Raw genomic sequence first — 18,700 nt, 5'->3', positions numbered from 1 at the left:
CTACACAGAGGAATAGGACGGGGTGTTACGGATGTCTTGCGTCCATACCCCGTTGCGACCGGAGAGGGATTCCGGTGAATGGGTACTGACTGCCAGGGCACCGTCGGGTCGAGGAATGGGCACCCGCCATGTCAGGACCCCAGTTCACTCCGTAGTTCCCTGCGGCAGGTGACACCCAGTTTCGCGTAAACGTGCTGAAGGTGGTTGTTGACGGTTCGGACCGACAACTGGAGTGTCTCGGCAATCTCCCTGCTCGCGGTTCCTGACGCCGCGAGCAGGGCAACCTGCCGTTCCCTCTCGGTCAGCGCCACCGGTGTCCGCACGGTCGTGAGCAGTTCGAGAGCCGGCGTTCGCGCCCCCTCGCATCGGCCCGCTGCCTCGGACGCCTGACGGGCGGCGGCCACGGCCTGGCGGTGCTCTCCGCTGCGGCGCAGCCGGTGGGCCAGCTCGGCGAAGGCCTCCGCGGCGTAGAGGTCGGCTCCCGCAGCGCGGAACGTGGCCGCGGTCCGGGTGAGGAGCCGGACGTCGTCCTTCGCCAGCGCGCGGGTGTAGTCGAGTTGGGCGTTCATGTAGGCGCCCTCGACCGGCACGTCCCAGAAGGGGGCGGCCGCGTCGGCGACGCCGAGCCGGCCCATCGCGTGCACCGCCCAGACGGCGTGCAGGTACTGCTCGCGATCGAGGCTCTCCTCGGCGGCCTGCACGAGCAGGGCACGGACGAGCGGTTGGTCGTGGTGCACCGCGGCGTGCCAGGCACGGGCGATGCGGTTGTCACAGGCCTCGATGGTGTTCTCGACCGGGGGCAGTAGCCGTACGTAGCGGTCCATGGCGGCCGTCCGGCGCAGCACCGCGGCGCAGATGACCGCGTCCGCCTGCGCCCATTGCGTGAACAGACTCCAGTGGATGTTCCTGGTGACGACCGGATGGAGGATGTTGAGCGCCGTACGGACCTTGCCGCGTTCAAGAAGGATGAAGCCCAGGGCGACGGCGTTGATGGCGCCGCTTTCGTGCCGGGCGATGTCCCTTTCGTACGTGCTGGTCACGATGCGCTCCGCCGCGGGCAAGTCCCCGCTGATCGCACGGCCGTGCGCGTGGACGTGCTCCAGGTACGCGGCGTAGACGGTGTTCTCCCGCTCGCTCTGCGGAGCGGCCAGCAGCCGCTGCATCGGCCGGAAGACCTCCGCCGCTTCGGCAAGGGCGCCCCGGCGCAGGAGGCAGGACGTCGCAAACGTCGTTGCGTCCTGTGCCACGGCAGCGTCGTCGCTGGTCAGTACGGAGCGGCTCATCTCAAGACTTTCCCGGAAGCGGCCCCGGTAGTACAGGACGGTGGCCATGGCCAGCCGGCTGCGAGGATCGCGACGGCCCTCCAGCAGCTGCTGTGCCTCCTGCAGACGGCCCTGCAGGATGTGGTTGTCGAGGCGGGCCTCCAGCAGGCGGTGGCGGTCCTCTTCGGTGATGACCTTCTCCACCTCCCGCAGGACGGGTTCTGCCTCGTCATGGCGCGCGAGGTTGATCAGAGCCCGTGCGTGGGCGAGGCCCACCGCAGCACTGCGCTCCTCTCGCCACGCGGCCTCGGTCAGGTCGAGCGCCTGACGGTGGTCGTGGGCATGCTGGGCGAGTGCGGCGGCCCGCACCAGCAGGGCAGGGTCGGCCTTGCCTGTGGCGGCAAGGCTCCAGGTGGCCAGGTGCAGAGTGTCCTCCCGCCGTCGGGCACCGTGGTCCCGCACGCGCGTGCACTGCTCAAGCAGGAGGTCGCGGCGGTGCAGCAACGGCATGTCCCTGCGAAGGGCCTCCCCGTACAGGGGGTGGCTGAGGGTGATGATGGTGCGGCGTCCTTCGAGGTGTGCCCGGATGAGCCCGTCGGCCTCCAGCCTGCACAGTGTCGGCGCGGGCCCCGCGTCGGCGGAGGTCAGCGGCTCGCACAGGGCCAGCAGCTCGAGTACGCGACGGTCAGCCGGTGCCACCGCTTCGAGACGTGCGGTGATGAGATGGAGGAGCCGGGGCGTGCTCGGCAGGACTCCCTCGGTGAGTTCCCAGAAGTCCCCGTCGCGGGTCAGCGTGCCGCCGGAGCGCGCGCCGTGGACGAGTTCCCGCAGGTAGAGCGCGTTGCCACCGGAGACGTGGTGGAGGGTGTGGACGGTGTGCCTGCCGATGGGGCCGCCCAGCGTCGCCTGGAGGACTTCCTCGACCTCCTGCTGGTCGAAGGGGACGAGATCGATGCGATGGAGGGTCTCGCTGAGCGTGAGGGCAGCGACGGCTTCCGCGACGGGCTCCCCGGTGCGAACGGTCGCGATCAGCCGGATCGCCGATGCGTCGAGCAGTTGCTGCACGAACCGCGCGGAAGCAGCGTCCAGCAGGTGCAGGTCGTCGATGAACAGGACGTGCCGGCGACCGTCGCCGGCAAGGGCCCGCGCCACGTCCTGGTATCCCCTCACGGGATCCGTCAGGTCCGTGTCGGCGGGGACCAGGTGCGCGATCGCACCGAGCGGAACCGCCGCGGCGACAGCCGACGCGGTTGCGCGGCCAGGCTGGAATCCCTTGTCCACGGCCCGTGCCAGACACTCCTCGGCCAGGCGGGTCTTGCCGACCCCGGCCGGGCCGTGGATGGCCACCCCCCGGCAGTGGCTCATCGCCCAGGCTGCCTCGAAGGCGGTCAGCTCGTCGTCCCTGGCCACGAGAGGCGGGGACGTCCATGTCTGCGCGTTCACATCGTGTCCCTCGGCGGCGCCGGCCCCGGCAGGTGACCCCTTGGCACCGGGGACTGCCACCGTTCACATCCTAATGGGCCGTGCCCACACGTGTGGCGTGGTCGCAGCGCGGGACACCGCACCCCAGGCCGGGTACGGGCTCCGGCCGGTCCCGGCCGGAGACGCCGGCTCAGGTCCCCATCAGCCGCTGAAGCTCCTGCCTGCTGGAAACGCCGAGCTTCTGGTACACGCGCTGGAGGTGGTTGTCCACGGTGCGTACCGACAGGAACAGCGCCGTGGCGATGTCCTTGCTGGTCGTGCCACGCGCGGCGAGACGGGCGATCTCCCGCTCGCGGTCCGTCAGCGACCGTGCCGGTGCGGCGTGGCCGAGCAACGGTGTCGACAACCCCTGGCACGACGCCCTGGCCGTCGCGGCCAGACGGCCCGCGGACGTCGCCTCCCGTGTGCGTCCCGAGCGGCGCAGTGACGCCGAAGCCGCTGTGTACGCCTCGGCCGCCAAGGCCAGGGCGCCCAGGTCGCGCAGTTCGTCGGCGGCGGCGATCAGTGCCGGCGGCTCGTCCGAGGCGAGGGCGTGCACGAAGGAAAGCCGCGCCGTCGTGAGGCGGCCCTCGCACCGGGCGGCGTTCAGGTCGAGGAGCCCGAGCACCTCGTGTGCCCCGCCGAGACGTGCGGCTTCGGTGAGAAGCAGGGCCTCGCTCCCCGGATGGCTCGCGACGCGGGCGTCGGCCGCGGCGGCGATGAGAGTGTCCCTGGCGGCTGCGACGCGGCCCTGGGCGGCAGACGACCACGCCTGCCCCAAGGCCCCCTCGGCCGCGGCCAGCAGTCCGGCACGAGGATCACGTCCGGGGTGCGGACGGGTGAGCATCGTCCGGGCCGAAGCGACGTCACCGGCTACGGCATAGCACGCCGCGGCGCCGCTGAGGGCAATGCGCTGGACGTCGCTCCCCTGGGCCGGGGCGGCGCCGGAAAGGGCTTCCCTGAACCACCGCCGCGCGTCGACGACGCGCCCGGCAAGCCACTCCACGCGGCCGAGCAGCGTCGCCATCCACCCCCGGGAGTCCGGTGGCCCGCCGACGAGGAGGCGGTCGAACGCCGCCCGGCCCGCCGCGCGGGCTTCCGGCAGCCGCCCGGCCTCGGTGAGTCCCAGGACCTCCGCCGCCAGCCGCAGGTGGAGGTCAGCCGAGTGGACCGCTCCCGTGCCGCCCGGCGTCCGCGCCGTGGACACCCTCCTCGGCCGGACCGGTGCTTGGCGCTCGCTGCCCGTGTCGCGGACGTGGGCGACCTGCCGGCCTGAGCGTGCTGTGTCCTCGTCGATGCCGGAGAGTGCAGAGGGGCCGGGGTGCGGGGTGCCGACGAGGTTCCAGACGCCGTCGCGCAGGACCAGCTGCCCGCTGTCGAGGGCGCCGAGTACCCGTTCGCGCAGAGCGCGTGCGTTTCCCCCGCTCACGGTGAACAGGCGACGGACACAGCCCTTGCCGACATGGTGGCCGAGCGAGGCCTCGAGGATGTCCTCGACCGCGCGTTCCTCCAGGGCGGACAGCTCCTGCCGCACGACCTTCCCCGCACGCACCAGTGCGTCGGAAGCCTTGCTTCCCGGCAGGCCGGCCCGCGAGGTCGCGACGACGCGGACCACGCCTGCGTCCAGCAGCTGGCGCAGCAGGACCGCGGAGGCCTGGTCCAGCCAGTGCACGTCGTCCACGACGACGAGGGTCCTCCCAGCGGTGGCCCGCAGGACGCGGGACGCGCGGGCGAAGCAGGGCACGGGGTCCATGGGGTCCATGCCCTGCGGCAGCAGGGAGGCCATCGCCCCGAACGGTACGGCCGACTCCTCGGGTCTCGCCATGACACGGACGGCGCGGCTGCCCTGTGCGGTCACGGCTGCCAGATACTCCTCCGCGAGCCGGGACTTGCCCACCCCCGGCGCCCCCGAGACGAGTACGGTGTCGGTGCTCTCGTCCTCGGACAGCCCGGCAAGTGCTGCCAGCTCCCGCGACCTTCCCAGGAAAGGCCAGCGTTCGACGGCGGGTGCGCGCGAGCCCTGCCGGCGGAGAGGATCGCGGTCCCGCAAGGCCCCCGCCGCCCGTCGCTCGACCGGTCGATTGCGGTCGCCGCGGTCCTGCGGGCGCTCGATCGGGATGGCGCGGCGCCTCGTCGCGGAGTCCGGCCGGCTGTCGAGCCCGGCTGCCGGACTGCCGAGGGGAGGTGTCATGGTTGCTCCTGTTCGCTGCCGTCTTGCAGACGCGGACGGGACCTGTCCCGCGGTGACATGCGGAACGTGCGACAGGTGAGTCCGATCGGCCGCGCAGCAAGGTCATGGAGAACTACGTGGGCAGGCCAGGATCCGTTCAGAGGCCGGCGCGGCAGCCCTCGCGATGGGCCGGGCACTCCGGTTCCCGAACGGGCCCGGACAGGCCGCGGGGTCCCCGCACGGGTGGCACACGGCTCATATGAGCACTGATTGCTCACGCCCATGCGAGGGGAGCGAGGTCTTCTGGAGACACCACACATGTCAGTCGTCTCTTCCCCGAGAAGCGTGGTGCGATGAAAACCGCAGGAGATGCCCTGTCCCAGCGGGCATGCCCGCACGTGAGCGAGTGGTGGAGCCTGCTCGACCTGCCGCTGGATCACGGCCCGGCGGTCGCACGGTCTGCACGTCACGCGCTGCGCCGGGCTCTGATCGGCCAGGGCCTGGCACAGGACACCATCGATGACGCGGTGCTCGTGGTCTCCGAGCTGATCGCGAATGCCGTGACGCACGCTGTCCCACCGATCACCCTGCATGTACGCCTGGTTCCCGCAGCGAGCCTTCTCATCGTGAGTGTCGCCGACGGCGGAGCACATCACATCGGCGGCCCGACCGGGACGACCGCGGCGCGCGAGCACGGGCGAGGCCGGCAGGTGATCGCAGCGCTCGCGACGGCGACGGGATCGACGAGCGAAGGGCACGGGAGCGGCAGAGTGCACCACTGGGCTGCCCTCGATCTGCCCTGACGGCTCGGCACGCGTGCGGTTCTCGCACGGCCGAACCCGTCACGTCACACGCCGGCCGTGTCTGCCGGGCAGTAGACCTGTACGTGTCCCCGGAACTCGCGGACGGCGAGGCGGGGGAGGGCGGGCAGCGGACGGGAGGACCGCATGTTGTGCAGCGGTGCCCCCTGCACCGAGAAGGTGGCTCCATGGCAGGGGCACACGAGCGTGTCCCGTGCGTCGTTGAGACCGAGGCGGCACGCCTGGTGGGTGCAGACCGACGAGACCGCACGCAGCCTGCCGGACTCACGTCGCACCACACCGACCACAGCTCCCAGATCGAAACTGAGGACCGCCCCTTCCGCCAGGTCGGAGCTGGGCACGACGGCCCTCCACACGCCGACCGAGGGGACGATCGCGGCATCGGCCGTGGTGCCGGCGGAACCTTCGGTGGTGCCGGTGGAACCTTCGGCGGAATCGCCTCCACGGCTGCGGTCCACGAACACGCCCGCGACGAAGGCCGAAGCCGCGACGGCAGCCGCCTGCAGCAGACGACGGCGTGGCGCCCGGACCCCGCGAGGGCGGGGGAGTGTGGTGGGCGCTTGCTCCTGTTCGGCGGCGAGCCGGCCGCGCAGCGCTTCGACGAACTCCTCCCGCGGCCTGTCTGCCTCGGGTCGACCCGCGGCCAGGGCAATGGCCGTGCGCATCACCGGGACGTCCTCGTCGTCGGGCGTGAAGGCGCGCGGCCGACGCTGGCGCAGCAGGCTGTCCACGAACCGCATGACGTCGCGCTTCATCGCGTCATCCCCTCCACCCATCTCTCCTGCTGGGTCACGCAGCCGGCGCCGGGAACCGCTGCCGGCTGTCCCTCGGCATCGGGCACGGTGCTCCCTTCCGGCTGATCGAACCGAGTATCCCCCGCAGGAGCTGCGCGGATGCTCCCGGCCCCGGGGCCACCGAGGTCCGAGCCCACGGCCCGGTCGTCCCCTGCGTATCGGCGCGTACGCCTGGCCGGGGGCGGCCACTCCTTCTCACAGACAGATAGCGGCGCGGGTTACAGCGCTGCGGGCAGCCCACCCGTCCCGTGGCCGGCGGTCACCCGTCGTGCATGAGCCGGACCAGTTCCCTGCGGCTGACGATGCCGAGCTTCTTGTACACGCGCTGCAGGTAGTTGTCGACGGTCCGTACCGACAGTGAGAGCGAGCCCGCGATCTCCTTGCTGGCGGCGCCGTCGGAGGCGATGAGGGCGATCTCCAGCTCCCGCCCCGTCAGGGCGTGTGCCACTCCCGTCGTGCGCAGGCAGGGTGTCGTCGCCCCCTGGCACAGGGCCCTGGCCTGGTCCGTCCGCGCGGACGCGAGGTCTGCCTGCCGGCTCTCACCCGTGCGTGCGAAAGCCGCGGATGCGAGGGCGTACGCCTCGGCGGCCAGGAGAGACGCGTCCACCCGCGTCAGCTCGTCACCGGTGGCGAGCAGTTCCGCCGCATCGCCGCCGGCTGCGGCGCGGACGAAGCGCAGGCGCCCGGCGGCCAGGACACCGTCGCAAGAAGACGCCGCCGCCTCCGCCCTGGCGAGGACCGTTTTCGCTCCTCCGAGGCGGGCGACGTCCGTGATCAGCAGCGATTCCGCGGCGAGATGGCCGGTGGACCGTGCCACCGCGGCGGCTTGTGACAACAGGCCGCGTGCTGCTGTCAGGTGGCCTTGCACGGCGAGAAGCCATGCTTCGGCCAGGCATTCCTCGCCCGTCGAGAGCAGCCCCGATGTGGTGGTCCCGCAGTCCCGCAGCCTGGCGAGTGCCAGTCGTGCCGCGTCCAGGTCGCCGCTGAGTGCCGAGCAGGCGGCGCTCCCGCTGAGGGCGACCCGGCGGGCACCGAGGTGATCGGCTTCCTGTGCGAGCGCGAGTGCCTCGCGGTACCAGCCGTCGGCGTCGCCGACGCGTCCGGCCAGCCACTCGAGCCGGCCCAGGTGTACGGCGGCCCACAGACGAGGACCCCTCATGCCCGCCTGGAGGAGTCCTTCGTGCGCGTGCAGCCCGGCATCCCGCGCTTCGGCGAACCGCCCGGCCTCGGTCAGGGCCGGGACCAGGGCCATGAGCCGCACGCTCGGATGGGAGAACAACGCCGTGTCCTCAGGTGAGGGGCGGGGAGCTTCAGCTGCCCTCCGGGCCCATCCGACCGCGTCGCCGCAGCGGCCCGTCATCGCCAGCCCCGTTGCCTTCATGACGGCCGCCCGGACCCACGCGTCGGCCGACGGAAGGCCCTCGGGGGTCAGCGGCAGATCCTCCAGGACGCGGACGCCCGCCGAAGGCCGCCCGGAGGCGATCAGTGCCACGCCCTCGTTGTACCGCAGTTGCGCACGCCTGGCCGGGTCGGACGCATGAGCGACGGCCGTCCTGTTGACCCTGAGCGCGTCTTCGGCGCGGTCCTGCCACACCAGGTTCGTGACTCTTACGTGGGCCGTCGCGACAGTGAGCTCCTCCTCCGCGGTGGCCGCCGCATCCTGCGCGATCGCCTCTTCCGCGGCACCGAAGCGCCCGAGCTGGAAGCAGGACTGCGCGAGGTGCAGGCGGTGGACCGCGGTCCGGTCGGCTGCGGGTATCAGGTCCAGCAGCTCGGCGGTCCGTTGGTGGTCGTGCGCCTGAAAGGCGACGCCGGCGGCGCCGCCGAGCAGCACCGGAGCGGCCGAGCCGGTCGCCTCGGCCTGGCAGACGGCCATCCGCAGCAGGTCGTCCCCGCGGCGGGCGCCCAGGGCGCCGACCCGGTGTGCTTCCGCGAGGAGGACGGCCCTGCGGCGCGAACCCGTCATCCGGCTTCGCAGCAGCTCACCGTGGAGCGGATGCACCAGGCGAACCGCGGACTGCCGTCCTTCCTGCCCGTCCGTGACGAGACCCTTCTCCTGCAGCCGCCTGAGCACTGCCGGGGCGCCTGCCTCCTGGAGCGCGGAGTCGGGCAGCGGCCCGGCGAGAGCCAGCTTCTGGAGCATGTCGGCACCGTCCTGACCGATCTCGGTCAGGCGCCTCTCGACGGTGTCCCTGAGCCATGGCGATCCGCGAAGGTCACGTGAGGTCAGGACCCAACTGCCGTCCTGCAGCGCCAGGTGACCGTCGTACAGAGCGCCGAGCACCAACTCCCGCAGATGGAGCACGGTGCCGCCGCTGAGGATGAAGAACCGCCGGACGGCCTCCAGCGTCACATGGCACCCCAGCACGGTGCGGAGCAGGGCGCCCACGGTGCTCTCGGCCAAAGGAGCCAGCTCCTGCCGCAGCATGCTGCTGTCACCCAGCAACACCGTGGTCGCCCGTGTCTGCGGAGCGCCTGAGCGCAGCGTCGCGATCAGGCGGACGGCTCCCTTGTCCATAAGACGTCGCAGCAGCACGGCGGACGCGGGGTCCAGCCATTGCACGTCGTCGACGAGTACGGCCCGCGGGGCCCGGCCACGAGTGGCGATCGTGGGGAGGGCCGACTCGAGACCGGCCACCGGGTCGGACCAGTCGACGTGGGCGGGGAGCAGATGGGCGATGGCTCCGAGCGGGACATCGGCGGCCGCCGCGGTTGCCACCGCGCGTCCGAGCACGCCGCCCTTGCGAGCGACATGCGAGAGGTGGCTGTCGGCGAGACGGGACTTGCCGACGCCGCAGGGCCCGTGGACCAGCACTCCGGCACTCCGGACATCATCCAGCGCCCGCGCGGCGGCGGCGCTCTCCTCGTCGCGTCCCACCAGAGGCCACCGCCGGGAGGCACGTTCACCGCATCGGCGCTGCTCCGACCGTTCCCTCGGCCGTGGGGCAGGGGGAGGTGTCACGGAAGCTCCTTGCACCGACGCAGGCGCCGACCCCCGCCGTCCTGACGCCCCGTCAGCGATCGCATCGGCGGGGCGAGGCCGGGCTCCCCGCGCTCGCGCATCTGTCTCGTTCCGGCTCGGTGGTGATGTGCCGGCCGCACGCGGGACCGGCGACGCCGGCCGCTGCTGCGACCGACGCCTCACACGTCAGATAGACCGGCCGGTTACACCTCGACCGCGTCTGCGGTCCCCCCGTCCGCCGCGGGATCCGTCACGTCACCCACGCGGCCACGCCGGAGACGTGGGCCAGGGGATGCGCCTCGCAGCCCCGGCGCCCGCACCGCGCCGTGTGACCCGGCCCGCTATTTCAGGCACCAGCCCGGCTCTGGCCGCCCAGCCCTCGGGCGCCTATGTCACCGCCTTCCACGGCGGCGACGGAACCCTGTGGACCGTCACCGACACCGGGAGCGCCCGCTCCCTGAACGAACCCCTTCCACCCAGGTACAGGTCCGGTCCGAGCGCTGACCGGCCGGGGCGCAAGGGACCAAAACCTGACCTTCGGGTCACCAGGAGACAGCGCCCCGCGTTACAAGGGAGCGTGGACGCAGCGTTCCGGCGTCGCCCCGCAGACCTTGAGCACCAGTTGCTCACGGCAGGTGTGAACTCGGCCTGGCAGGGTCGGTGTCGCGTGCTGATGACGGCACGTCGAGGCGCGGGCGGACGGCGCGGGATCACCTGCTCCGGCTCCGGCGGGCGGGCCAGGGACGCGGGAGGCTGCGGATGAACACCGGCGCGGGTGGACCGGACGCAGACGGAGGGCCGGACGACTCCGCGCTGCTGACCGACGTGGTAGGTGCCGTGCTGGCGCGGTCCGCCGCGGGAGAGTGGACCGTGGGCGGCGACGGGTTCTGGTGCAGGGTGACGCCGCCGCGGCACAACCGCCGGGACCAGGGCTGGAAACTCCATGTGTCGGCGACGCAGCTGAGTGCTCCGGTGGTGCTGTCCCGTGCCGCGGAGGTCCTGGTCCGTGCGGGGTGCGCGTTCAAGTTCGCGCGCGGTCTGAACGAACTCGGTGAGTTGCTGTCCGGCTCCGTGCACCGCGGCAGCGGCGGGAAGTTCCTCACCGCATATCCCGGTGACGACGCCCAGTTGCGCCGACTGGCCGTGGCACTGGACCGGGTGACGGACGGCCTGCCGGGGCCGGCGGTGCTGTCCGACCGTGCGGTGCGGCCCGGCAGCCTGGTGCACTACCGGTACGGGGTGTTCGGCGCGAAGCCGGTGCTCGACAACGACGGCAGCCTCGAGTCGGTGCTCACCGCTCCGGACGGCCGCCGCGAGAAGGACCTGCGGCAGGCGTGGTTCAGCCCGCCGGCCTGGGCCGAACCGCCCTTCGCCGTCACCGGACCCTCGTCCGGCCCCGCCGTGGCCGCCCCGGAAGAGGACTCGGCGCCCCCGACCGGTGTGGCCCCGTCCGCCGTCCTCGTCGGGGGCCGCTTCGCCGTCCACGGCGCGGTGCGCCACTCCTACCGGGGAGGCGTCTTCCGCGCGGTCGACCGCGACACCGGCGGCGAGGTCGTCGTCAAGCAGGCCCGGCCGCACGTCATGGGGTGGCTCAGCGGGAAGGACGCCCGCGACACGCTGCGCCACGAGGCGGCGGTCCTCGACCTGCTGGGCCCGACAGGGCTGGCGCCGCGCAAGGTGGCGCTGCTCACCCACCAGGAGAACGTCTTCCTCGCCGAGGAACCGGTCCCCGGTGTGACGCTGCGCGCCTGGGCCGTGGAACGGGCCGTCGGGGCCTGGCGAGGTGCGGGCGTGCCGTGGGCCGAGGGCCTGGACAAGGTGCGGCAGCTGGTCGACATCGTGGCCGCGGTGCACGGGCACGGCCTGGTGCTGCGTGACCTGACGCCGAACAACCTCATGGTCACCCCGGAGGACCGGCTGCGGCTGATCGACCTGGAACACGCCGTGACTGAAGGGTCCCGGGTGCACCGGGTGTTCACCCCGTCCTACGCGAGTCCGGAGCAGACGTCCGCGCCGATGTTCGCGGTGGCACCTCCGCGTACCTCGGACCTGTACAGCCTTGGCGCGGTGATCTTCTTCCTGGTCACCGGTGCCGATCCGCTGCTGCCCGCCGACGAGCCGGCTCTACGGGCGGCCCACGGGCGACTGGCGGCCCTGGTGGGCGCCGCGGGCACGCACATGGAGACCCTGCGCCGGCTTTCCCCTCTGGTCCTCGGGCTGACCCGCGACGAACCGGGGCGGCGCTGGTCACTGGCGCGGGCGCGGGACTTCCTGGCCGCGATGCCGGTCGCGATGCCGGCCCAGGCTCCGGCCGGCCCCGCCGGTCGCGACCCCGAACGCCGGGCGGCCGGCGCCGGCCGCCCCGGCCCCCCGGCCTCGGACAACCTGGCGGACGCGATCGTCGAGCAGCTGATCGAGGACGGCCTCGGCCATCTGCTGGCGACGATGACACCGCAGGGGGAGCGTCTCTGGAAGCCCGACGTGCACGGCGGGACCAAAGACGCGTGCAGCGTCCAGCACGGGGCGGCCGGTGTCCTGGGGGTGCTGACCCGCGCGGCGCGGCTGCGCGGCAGCGCCCCCAGGCACGCCTCGGTGGCCGCCACCGCCGGGTGGATCGGCGAACGGCTCACCACGGTCCCGCGGCTGCTGCCGGGCCTGTATTTCGGCCGGTCGGGCACTGCGTGGGCGCTGCACGACGCCGCAGGTCTGCTGGACGATGCTCCGCTCTCCCGTGCGGCGGCCGACGTGGCCCTGCGGGTGCCCGTACGGTGGCCCAATCCCGACATCTGCCACGGGACGGCCGGTGCCGGAATGGCCCAGCTCCACTTCTGGCAGGCGACCGGCGACGAGCGGTTCCTGCACCGGGCAGCCGAGGCCGCGGACGACGTGCTGTGCGCCGCGCGGGAGCGGGACGGGCGGCACGTGTGGCCGGTACCGGAGACGTTCGACTCGGCGCTCGCCGGCCTGGTGCACTACGGGTTCGCCCACGGCGTGGCGGGAGTGGGCGCGTTCCTGCTCTGCGCGGGGGTCGCGACGGGCCGCGCGGAGTACCTGGACGGCGCCCTTCGCGCAGGCAGGACCCTCGACGAGGTGTCCTGCGGGGAGGGCGGCCTGGCATGGTGGCCGTCCGGCGAGGGGGCGGGCCAAAGCGAGGCCAGGCAGCTGCACTGGTGCAGCGGCTCCTCCGGGGTCGGCACATTCCTGATCCGCCTGTGGGCGGTGACCGGCCAGGCGCGGTTCCTGGAACTGGCGCAGGCGGGTGCCGCCGCGGTCCACCGGGACCGGTGGCATTCCTCGACCGCCGCCTGCCACGGGCTGGCCGGGGACGGCGAGTTCCTGCTGGACCTCGCCGATTTCACCGGCGACGGGCGCTACCGCGAGCAGGCCGGGCAACTGGCCGCGGTGATGTACGCCCGGCACGCAGTTCACGACGGCCGGATCGTCCTGCCGGACGAGTCCGGCGCGACGGTCACCGCGGGCTACGGTACCGGGCTCGCCGGCGGGCTGGGCTTCCTGCTGCGCCTCCGGCACGGCGGGCCGCGCCTGTGGATGACCGATGGACTCCTCGCCGGGAGAACGGAGGTGAGAGCCCGCGAGACCGACATCCCACCGGCGAAGTGACCGCCGCCGCCCGTTGCCGACACAGTGAACACACTCAGGAGGACATCCGTGGACAACGACATCAGCGCACTCGAGCACCTGCCCGCAGAGACCGAGGACGCCGCCCTCGCCGCCGGCCACTGGTCCTGCGGCCACACGTGCGGGAGCGAGACGATCACCATCATCACCCACACGAGCCGGTAGCGCCGTTCGGCTCCGCCGACGTGCGGGGCACCGGACGGGTCCGCACGGCGGGGTCACCGCGGAACACCCGGCGAGGGATGCCGGGTTGTTCCGCGGTGTCCGGTCGGTGGGCGACCCGGTCGGTGCGAACGCGCCGGCCCGCCGGCCGCAACCGGCGGGCAGGCAGCGCTGCCGGCCCGCCGGTTGCCAGGGCCCCGGCCCCGGCCCCGGCCCCGGCCCCGCAAGCCGGTCAGGCGGCGAAACGCCTGACCACCCGGGGCAGGACGACCGCGTTCCACCCGGACATGTCGATGGACAGGGCCGGCTTCGGGGTGGGTGTGCCGTCGGATCCGGTGACCCAGACGCGGGCCAGACCCGCGGCGAGGTCGGCGGTGGTGATGCGCGCCCACGGGATCGTCCGGGCGAAAGGGCGCCGGGGACGGAGGCCTTCGGGGCTCACGTCGACACGGGAGGACCTGGGGCCGCCGAAGGTGACGGTCGTCCCGGCGGACACGGCCTGGATCGCGCTCTCGCCTATGCGGGGGCACACCGTGCTCTCCAGCAGGTGCACCAACCGGTTCCACGTCGCCGCGGCGTCCTCCAGTTCGGTGCCCCTGCGGTAGGCGGCGAAGGCGAAGGTGCGCGTGCGCTCGCCCTGCGCGAGGCCGATGACGTAGCCGGCCTGGTTGATGCGCGTCGCCGCGCGGTAGACGACGCGGTCGACCAGGTGCAGCGGGAATTCGTGGCCGCCGATGGTGATCCTGTCGTGCCCGGCGATGAGCTCGCGCCTTCCGTGGCGCAGCCGGATCTCGTCGTGGGAGGCATCACCGGTCGCGGGGTGCGGGTACTGGTCGCTCATGGAGATCCACTGTGATCGAGGGACGGGGGGAGGGAGCGCGGCGCCCGGACTGCTGCGGCAGTGACCGTGTGCGGCGGAAGGGCGGAACCGACCGCAGGGGTCCTTGCGGTGATGCACCACCCGTGGTGTGCCGGATGCGGCTCGGCAAGTGGTGGAGCACGGTGACCGATCCGGTCGCGCAAGGCCGCACCGGCCGACCCGCTCCCCCTGAGATAGGAGAGCAGGTTACATCCGCGCAGTTCCAGGGCTACGCGGGCACATGAGTAGCTTTTACTCTGTCCCGCTGGGCCCGCTCCGTCGAACCTCGGAGTATGTGTCGGGCCGTCGTCGTGCCCGCGCTCATCACCACGGCCGGGTGGCGACCTCATCTGTCTGGCCGCGCTCCGCTGTACGGGTGCCGGGTCACCTCTGCGCGCGTCGCGGCTCTGGCGGGCCGCCGGCTCCCGAGAACACGCGAGGCAGGCAGACCTGATGCGACGGCTCTGGCAGGCAGCGAGCGCCCACGCCCCGGGCGGCCCGGCGAGCCGGGCCTCGCGGGGAGAATCAGGTGTTGCCTCGGGACACGCCGCACGCGGGCCGGCGCCGACCGCCGGGTATCCCGGCTGGGAGGCGATCTACGAGGACAACGTGGGCAGGATCCACCGGCTGATGTACAGCAAGGTCGGCAATCGGCCGGATGCCGAGGACCTGACCTCCCAGGTGTTCGTGACCGCCCTGAGATCATTGCGGACCACGGCCTCCGTCGGCGAGGTGCGCGCGTACCTGCTGGCCACCGCGCGCACCGTGTTGGCCGGCCACTGGCAGCGCACCCTCGGCCGGCAGGTCACCGTCATCGACCTTGACATCGACACCGCCGCGCTGGAGGACGGAGCGGCGCGCGGCGGGGAGCAGCACAACGGTCGCGCCGAGGAGCGCACCGCACGGATCCTGGCCGCGCTGCCCGAGCGTCATCGGCAGATCCTCACCCTGCGCTTCCTCCTCGGTCACGACGTCCGCGAGGCCGCCGCCGAGATGGGCATCACGGTCGCCAACGCGAAGGTGCTCCAGCACCGGGCCCTGCGCAAGGCTGCGGCGCTGGATCAGACACCCACGGCATGACCCCGCCGACCTGCCGTGCAGGGGACGGCAGGAGGCGGCGACGCCCTCGCGGACGATGCCGCCGGCCCGCAGCGTGCCGGCGCGGCACGCGGGCGCCCTCTCACGGACGGCTCGGGCCCAGCGCGTGGAAACCGCAGCCGAAGTGCGCGCCGTTGGCGTGGCTCACCACGTGCAGTGGGCCCGAGGCCGGCAGCGCCCTGACGAGGATGCCGGCGTGTCCTGCGGCCATCGAGTAGACGCCCCAGGCAACCGACCAGGGGGCCGCCGGCCCGCCCTCGGGGTCCGGAAACCACTCGGGCACCGGCTGGACCCCCTGCTGGACGACCCAGGGGCCGCCAACCGCCTCCGCCAACCGGTCGCGCCACACCCCGGACGTCACGTCAGGCAGCCAGCCGAGTGTGACGCCCTTCCCCCCGTGCAGCGCGGTGGGTTTGAGGACGAGCTCGCGCCGGTGCGCGGTGGCGTACTCGAGCAGATCACCGACACGGCCGTCGGGCAGCAGCGTCGGGCCGGGTCTGACGAGCCTCGTCCAGGGAAGCAGCCGACCGCACGCCTTCCGCTGCTCGGGCGTCAGCCCGTCCTGTCCCTCCTGCGTCGAGAGCAGGGCCAAGGCGCCCTTGCTTCCGAAGAGTTCCGCGTCGAGGGGCGTGAAGACCCGCACCTCGTCGCGTTCGGCTGCCTGCAGGAGCGGCTCCAGCAGTGCCTGCGCCCCGGGCCTGACCAGGTCCTCGATCATGAAGAACCTGTACACGACGTCGATCTGCTGATCGCCCAGTCGCAGCCGGCCGCCGCTGCGGGTCAGTTCGCCGAGGTGGCATGTGACGGTGCTCAGCCCGAAACGGGCCCAGTCCGCGGCGAAGCGGCGCAGGTAGCGCTCCATGTAGGGGTAGCTGTCGGGCCACTCCACCAGCGCGACGACGGGCGCCGTGCCCTCCGGGAAGCCCGTCTCCTCCCGCAGGGTGCGGACGAGTTCTCGGCGCGTGTCCGCGAACGCCAGTCGCTCGGACGCGAGGAAGCGGCGCATTCCCGGTTGCTCACGTACGGCACGGCACATGTCCGCGTTCTCGGTGCCGCCCGCGGTGCTGCCGAGATTCCATTCCAGCAGGCGGAAGCCGCCGCCGTCCCGGAACAGGTCGGCGCGTGCCATCCGCGTCAGTGCCTGGTGCCGTCCTGAACGGCTCCGCAGGGCGCAGTGGACCTGGAGGTCGTCGAACCCGATCGCGCGCGCGAAGGAGGTGGGATCGCCGCCGAAGAGACGGGCCGGCAGCGTGGTCAGGCATTCTCGCAGCAGACCCAGGTCGGATTCCAGGCGCTGCTGTTCGGCAGTCCCGAGGAAGACCGGTCTGGAAAGGTACCGACCGCCGTACATGGTGCGCGCGGCCTCCGTCTCCGGCATCGGACGGACGGGCTGACCGCCGCATGCCTCCAGGTAGGCGGCAGTGATCCGGTCGGACTCGATCCACGGCCGGTCCTTGTCGCTCGCCGTCACCAGACCGTCTCCATTTCCTTCGTCAGTGCCAGGACCCGGTCCACCTGGGCATGGCCGAGCAGCGGGTCCGGGGCCACTGATCGGAAGACGAGGGCGAGCATGACCGCCGTGTCCAGCCGGTAGAGGAGATCGGCCGCGGGGGAGCGTGCCGGCGGTCCGGCGACGGCCGAGTAGCCGCGCAGGATGGATGGCGCGTCGAGGCCGTTCTCCTCGATGGCGGCGTACTCGGTAAGCCGGGCGAGTTCCATCCGCGGATCACCGATCAGCGTGTTCGACCAGTCGATCAGCGCGGCCACACGGCGCGACCGGCACAGCAGGTTCTGTCTCCGGGGGTCGAGGTGCATCAGGCTCCGCCCCGATGAGGCTGCCCGGAGCCGGTCCGAGATCTCCGGGGCGGCGGGGATCTCGGGTATCGCCGGATCGAAGGCCCGAAGTCGCGCGTAGCGCTCGGGAAGGCGCCGGGCGATCAACTCGGGCAGCTCCAGGCCGTACTGGAGGACCGGCACGAAGTCCGGCGGTCCCGCTTGGTGCAGCCGGGCCAGAAGGGCGCCGAACTGCTCCCAGTGCGGCGCCGACCCGTCCGACTCCACGAACCGGGAGACCAGAACGGGAATCCCGTCCCGCCCGCCGAGCAGCTCGACGGGTTCCGCGACGGGAAACCCGCGGTCACGCAGCCAGTGCCCCAACACGTACTCCTGCTCCAGCAGCCTTTCCGCGCTGACGCCGACGTTGTTGGCCGTCTGGAACACGCGCGCGCGAGGCACCCGGAGCACGACGTCGCCGAGATGCGGTGCGGTCGTCGCGAACACCACGAACTCGACGCCCCGGGCCAGCGGACGAGGCGTCTGCCAGCCGCGCTCGGCGGCCAGTTCAGCTGCCGCGGATGCCTGCGCCGAGTGCTCCGCAGGTCCGTCGGTCATGCGCTCTCCGCGGCGAGCCGGACGGGCCCGATGTGCACCCGGCGGCGCCAGGCGCGGCTGAGCCAGTGCTCGTAGGCGGCCCCTTCGGGCCGGTCCAGCGTGAGGCACAGGGGCTCGATGACACGGTCACGCCCGCCGGCGAAGCCGCCGTGGAGCATCGTGAGGTTGTTTCCCACGAGAAGGTCGAAGCGCTCGCTCGGGGCGAGGATCTCGTAGCGGTTCCTGAACGCCGGCCAGGACAGGCCGGTCGCCAGCATGACGGCATGGCAGAACACCCGCTCCACCGGGCCGGCGCAGCGGCCGCAGGCACATGCCGCAGCGAGACCGGCCAGGAGGGGGTGGCGCCGTACCGCCGCTTGCGGCAGCGGATCCTCGCAGCGGAGCAGCGGTGTGGTGACCAGTGCCTCCTCCGTGACTCCGAGCATCCCGGCAAGGGTGGGGTAGGCGGGGGCATGTGTCCCGCGGGCGGCAAGGCACCGGCGGAGGTTCGCTGCCAGCCACCGGGGTGTGGAGTCTGCGCGGCTGTCTCCCCGGGAGGCGCGCACATCCTCCAGGATGCGGAGCCAGTCGTAGTACGTGGTGGCGCTCAGGCCCGTTCCGGGAGCGGATACGAATATGCCCTGGTAGAGCTTGTGCACGTGCGTCGTGGTGAACCCGCTGTCCGAGAAGGTCCGTTGTGCGGGCGTCCAGTCGGGCAGATCGAGCGTGCTGGGCGTGAGGTAGGAGGCGTGCTGGCCGTCATGGTGCGGGAGCAGCGAGCGGACCGCGAAGTCGGCTGCGACCGGCGTCTGCTGCGCCCTGTCGATCTCGACCTCCAGCTGCTCCGGGGCCCCTGCGGCGACCAGAGCCGAGCGCAGCTCGTGGACCAGGAGGTGGGCGAGGTCGCGACTTCGGGTCTCGTCGAGGCGCAGGGCGCCGATCCGGAAGACGACGAACCCGTGCCGTTCCACCTGCGTGGCCGCGGTGATCGCCACATCCGCCGCCGCCTGCTCGTGGTTCCGCGAGCCGAGCAGGGTCGAGCAGTCGATGAACTGGTCAGGTCGGGGGAATCTCATGTCCACTGGTCACCTTTCGAAAAGAT

12 protein-coding genes are annotated in these 18,700 nt (G+C 72.5%); 4 read left to right on the top strand and 8 right to left on the bottom strand.

Going from position 1 to position 18,700, the window contains the following annotated elements:
• Positions 1–131 precede the first annotated feature (131 nt).
• Entirely contained in the window at positions 132–2,765 is a 2,634-nt protein-coding gene (locus ACGFMP_RS14545; RefSeq protein WP_393672587.1) for a LuxR C-terminal-related transcriptional regulator, read from the bottom strand.
• 109 nt (positions 2,766–2,874) lie between these two features.
• Positions 2,875–4,914, bottom strand: a complete 2,040-nt coding sequence (locus ACGFMP_RS14540; protein ID WP_393672586.1) for a LuxR C-terminal-related transcriptional regulator — start codon at positions 4,912–4,914, stop codon at positions 2,875–2,877.
• A 332-nt stretch (positions 4,915–5,246) separates the two neighbouring features.
• Here ACGFMP_RS14540 and ACGFMP_RS14535 point away from each other — a divergent pair, with 332 nt between their 5' ends.
• Positions 5,247–5,696 (top strand): ATP-binding protein, encoded by a 450-nt coding sequence (locus ACGFMP_RS14535; RefSeq protein ID WP_393672585.1) that lies wholly within the window; start codon positions 5,247–5,249, stop codon positions 5,694–5,696.
• Between the two features lie 44 nt (positions 5,697–5,740).
• Here ACGFMP_RS14535 and ACGFMP_RS14530 read toward each other — a convergent pair whose 3' ends face one another.
• Together ACGFMP_RS14530 and ACGFMP_RS14525 are read right to left on the bottom strand one after the other, a co-directional pair.
• Positions 5,741–6,469 carry a ubiquinol-cytochrome c reductase iron-sulfur subunit gene (locus ACGFMP_RS14530; RefSeq protein ID WP_393672584.1) on the bottom strand — a complete coding sequence of 243 codons (729 nt, stop codon included), beginning with the start codon at positions 6,467–6,469 and terminating at the stop codon, positions 5,741–5,743.
• A 298-nt stretch (positions 6,470–6,767) separates the two neighbouring features.
• Complete coding sequence (locus tag ACGFMP_RS14525; protein ID WP_393672583.1) at positions 6,768–9,386, bottom strand: LuxR C-terminal-related transcriptional regulator; 2,619 nt, start codon at positions 9,384–9,386, stop codon at positions 6,768–6,770.
• A gap of 843 nt (positions 9,387–10,229) precedes the next feature.
• Here ACGFMP_RS14525 and lanL point away from each other — a divergent pair.
• Complete coding sequence (gene lanL / locus ACGFMP_RS14520; protein WP_393672582.1) at positions 10,230–13,091, top strand: class IV lanthionine synthetase LanL; 2,862 nt, start codon at positions 10,230–10,232, stop codon at positions 13,089–13,091.
• A gap of 48 nt (positions 13,092–13,139) precedes the next feature.
• Positions 13,140–13,274: a hypothetical protein gene (locus ACGFMP_RS14515; RefSeq protein WP_393672581.1), complete on the top strand. Its 135-nt coding sequence runs from the start codon at positions 13,140–13,142 to the stop codon at positions 13,272–13,274.
• Between the two features lie 229 nt (positions 13,275–13,503).
• Here ACGFMP_RS14515 and ACGFMP_RS14510 read toward each other — a convergent pair whose 3' ends face one another.
• Entirely contained in the window at positions 13,504–14,112 is a 609-nt protein-coding gene (locus ACGFMP_RS14510) for a hypothetical protein (RefSeq protein ID WP_393672580.1), read from the bottom strand.
• Between the two features lie 612 nt (positions 14,113–14,724).
• Between ACGFMP_RS14510 and ACGFMP_RS14505 the strand changes: the two genes are divergently transcribed.
• Positions 14,725–15,210 carry an RNA polymerase sigma factor gene (locus tag ACGFMP_RS14505; protein ID WP_393672826.1) on the top strand — a complete coding sequence of 162 codons (486 nt, stop codon included), beginning with the start codon at positions 14,725–14,727 and terminating at the stop codon, positions 15,208–15,210.
• A 100-nt stretch (positions 15,211–15,310) separates the two neighbouring features.
• On the opposite strand, the gene ACGFMP_RS14500 is transcribed toward ACGFMP_RS14505, so the two are convergent.
• From ACGFMP_RS14500 to ACGFMP_RS14490, 3 genes are read right to left on the bottom strand one after another with little or no spacing between them, the layout of a single operon-like run.
• The gene (locus tag ACGFMP_RS14500) at positions 15,311–16,699 is read right to left on the bottom strand and encodes a hypothetical protein (protein ID WP_393672579.1); all 1,389 of its coding nucleotides are present in this window, start codon (positions 16,697–16,699) and stop codon (positions 15,311–15,313) included.
• Entirely contained in the window at positions 16,696–17,619 is a 924-nt protein-coding gene (locus tag ACGFMP_RS14495; RefSeq protein ID WP_393672578.1) for a phosphotransferase family protein, read from the bottom strand. The genes ACGFMP_RS14500 and ACGFMP_RS14495 overlap by 4 nt, the downstream gene beginning before the upstream one ends.
• Positions 17,616–18,674: a hypothetical protein gene (locus ACGFMP_RS14490; protein ID WP_393672577.1), complete on the bottom strand. Its 1,059-nt coding sequence runs from the start codon at positions 18,672–18,674 to the stop codon at positions 17,616–17,618. Before ACGFMP_RS14490 ends, ACGFMP_RS14495 begins: the two co-directional genes overlap by 4 nt.
• Positions 18,675–18,700: the final 26 nt, after the last annotated feature.

The sequence above is a fragment of the Streptomyces sp. NPDC049040 genome, from assembly GCF_043197715.1.
Lineage (GTDB): Bacteria > Actinomycetota > Actinomycetes > Streptomycetales > Streptomycetaceae > Actinacidiphila.
Note: the sequence above shows the minus strand (reverse complement) of the source record. Positions and strands in the feature narration are given on the sequence as shown.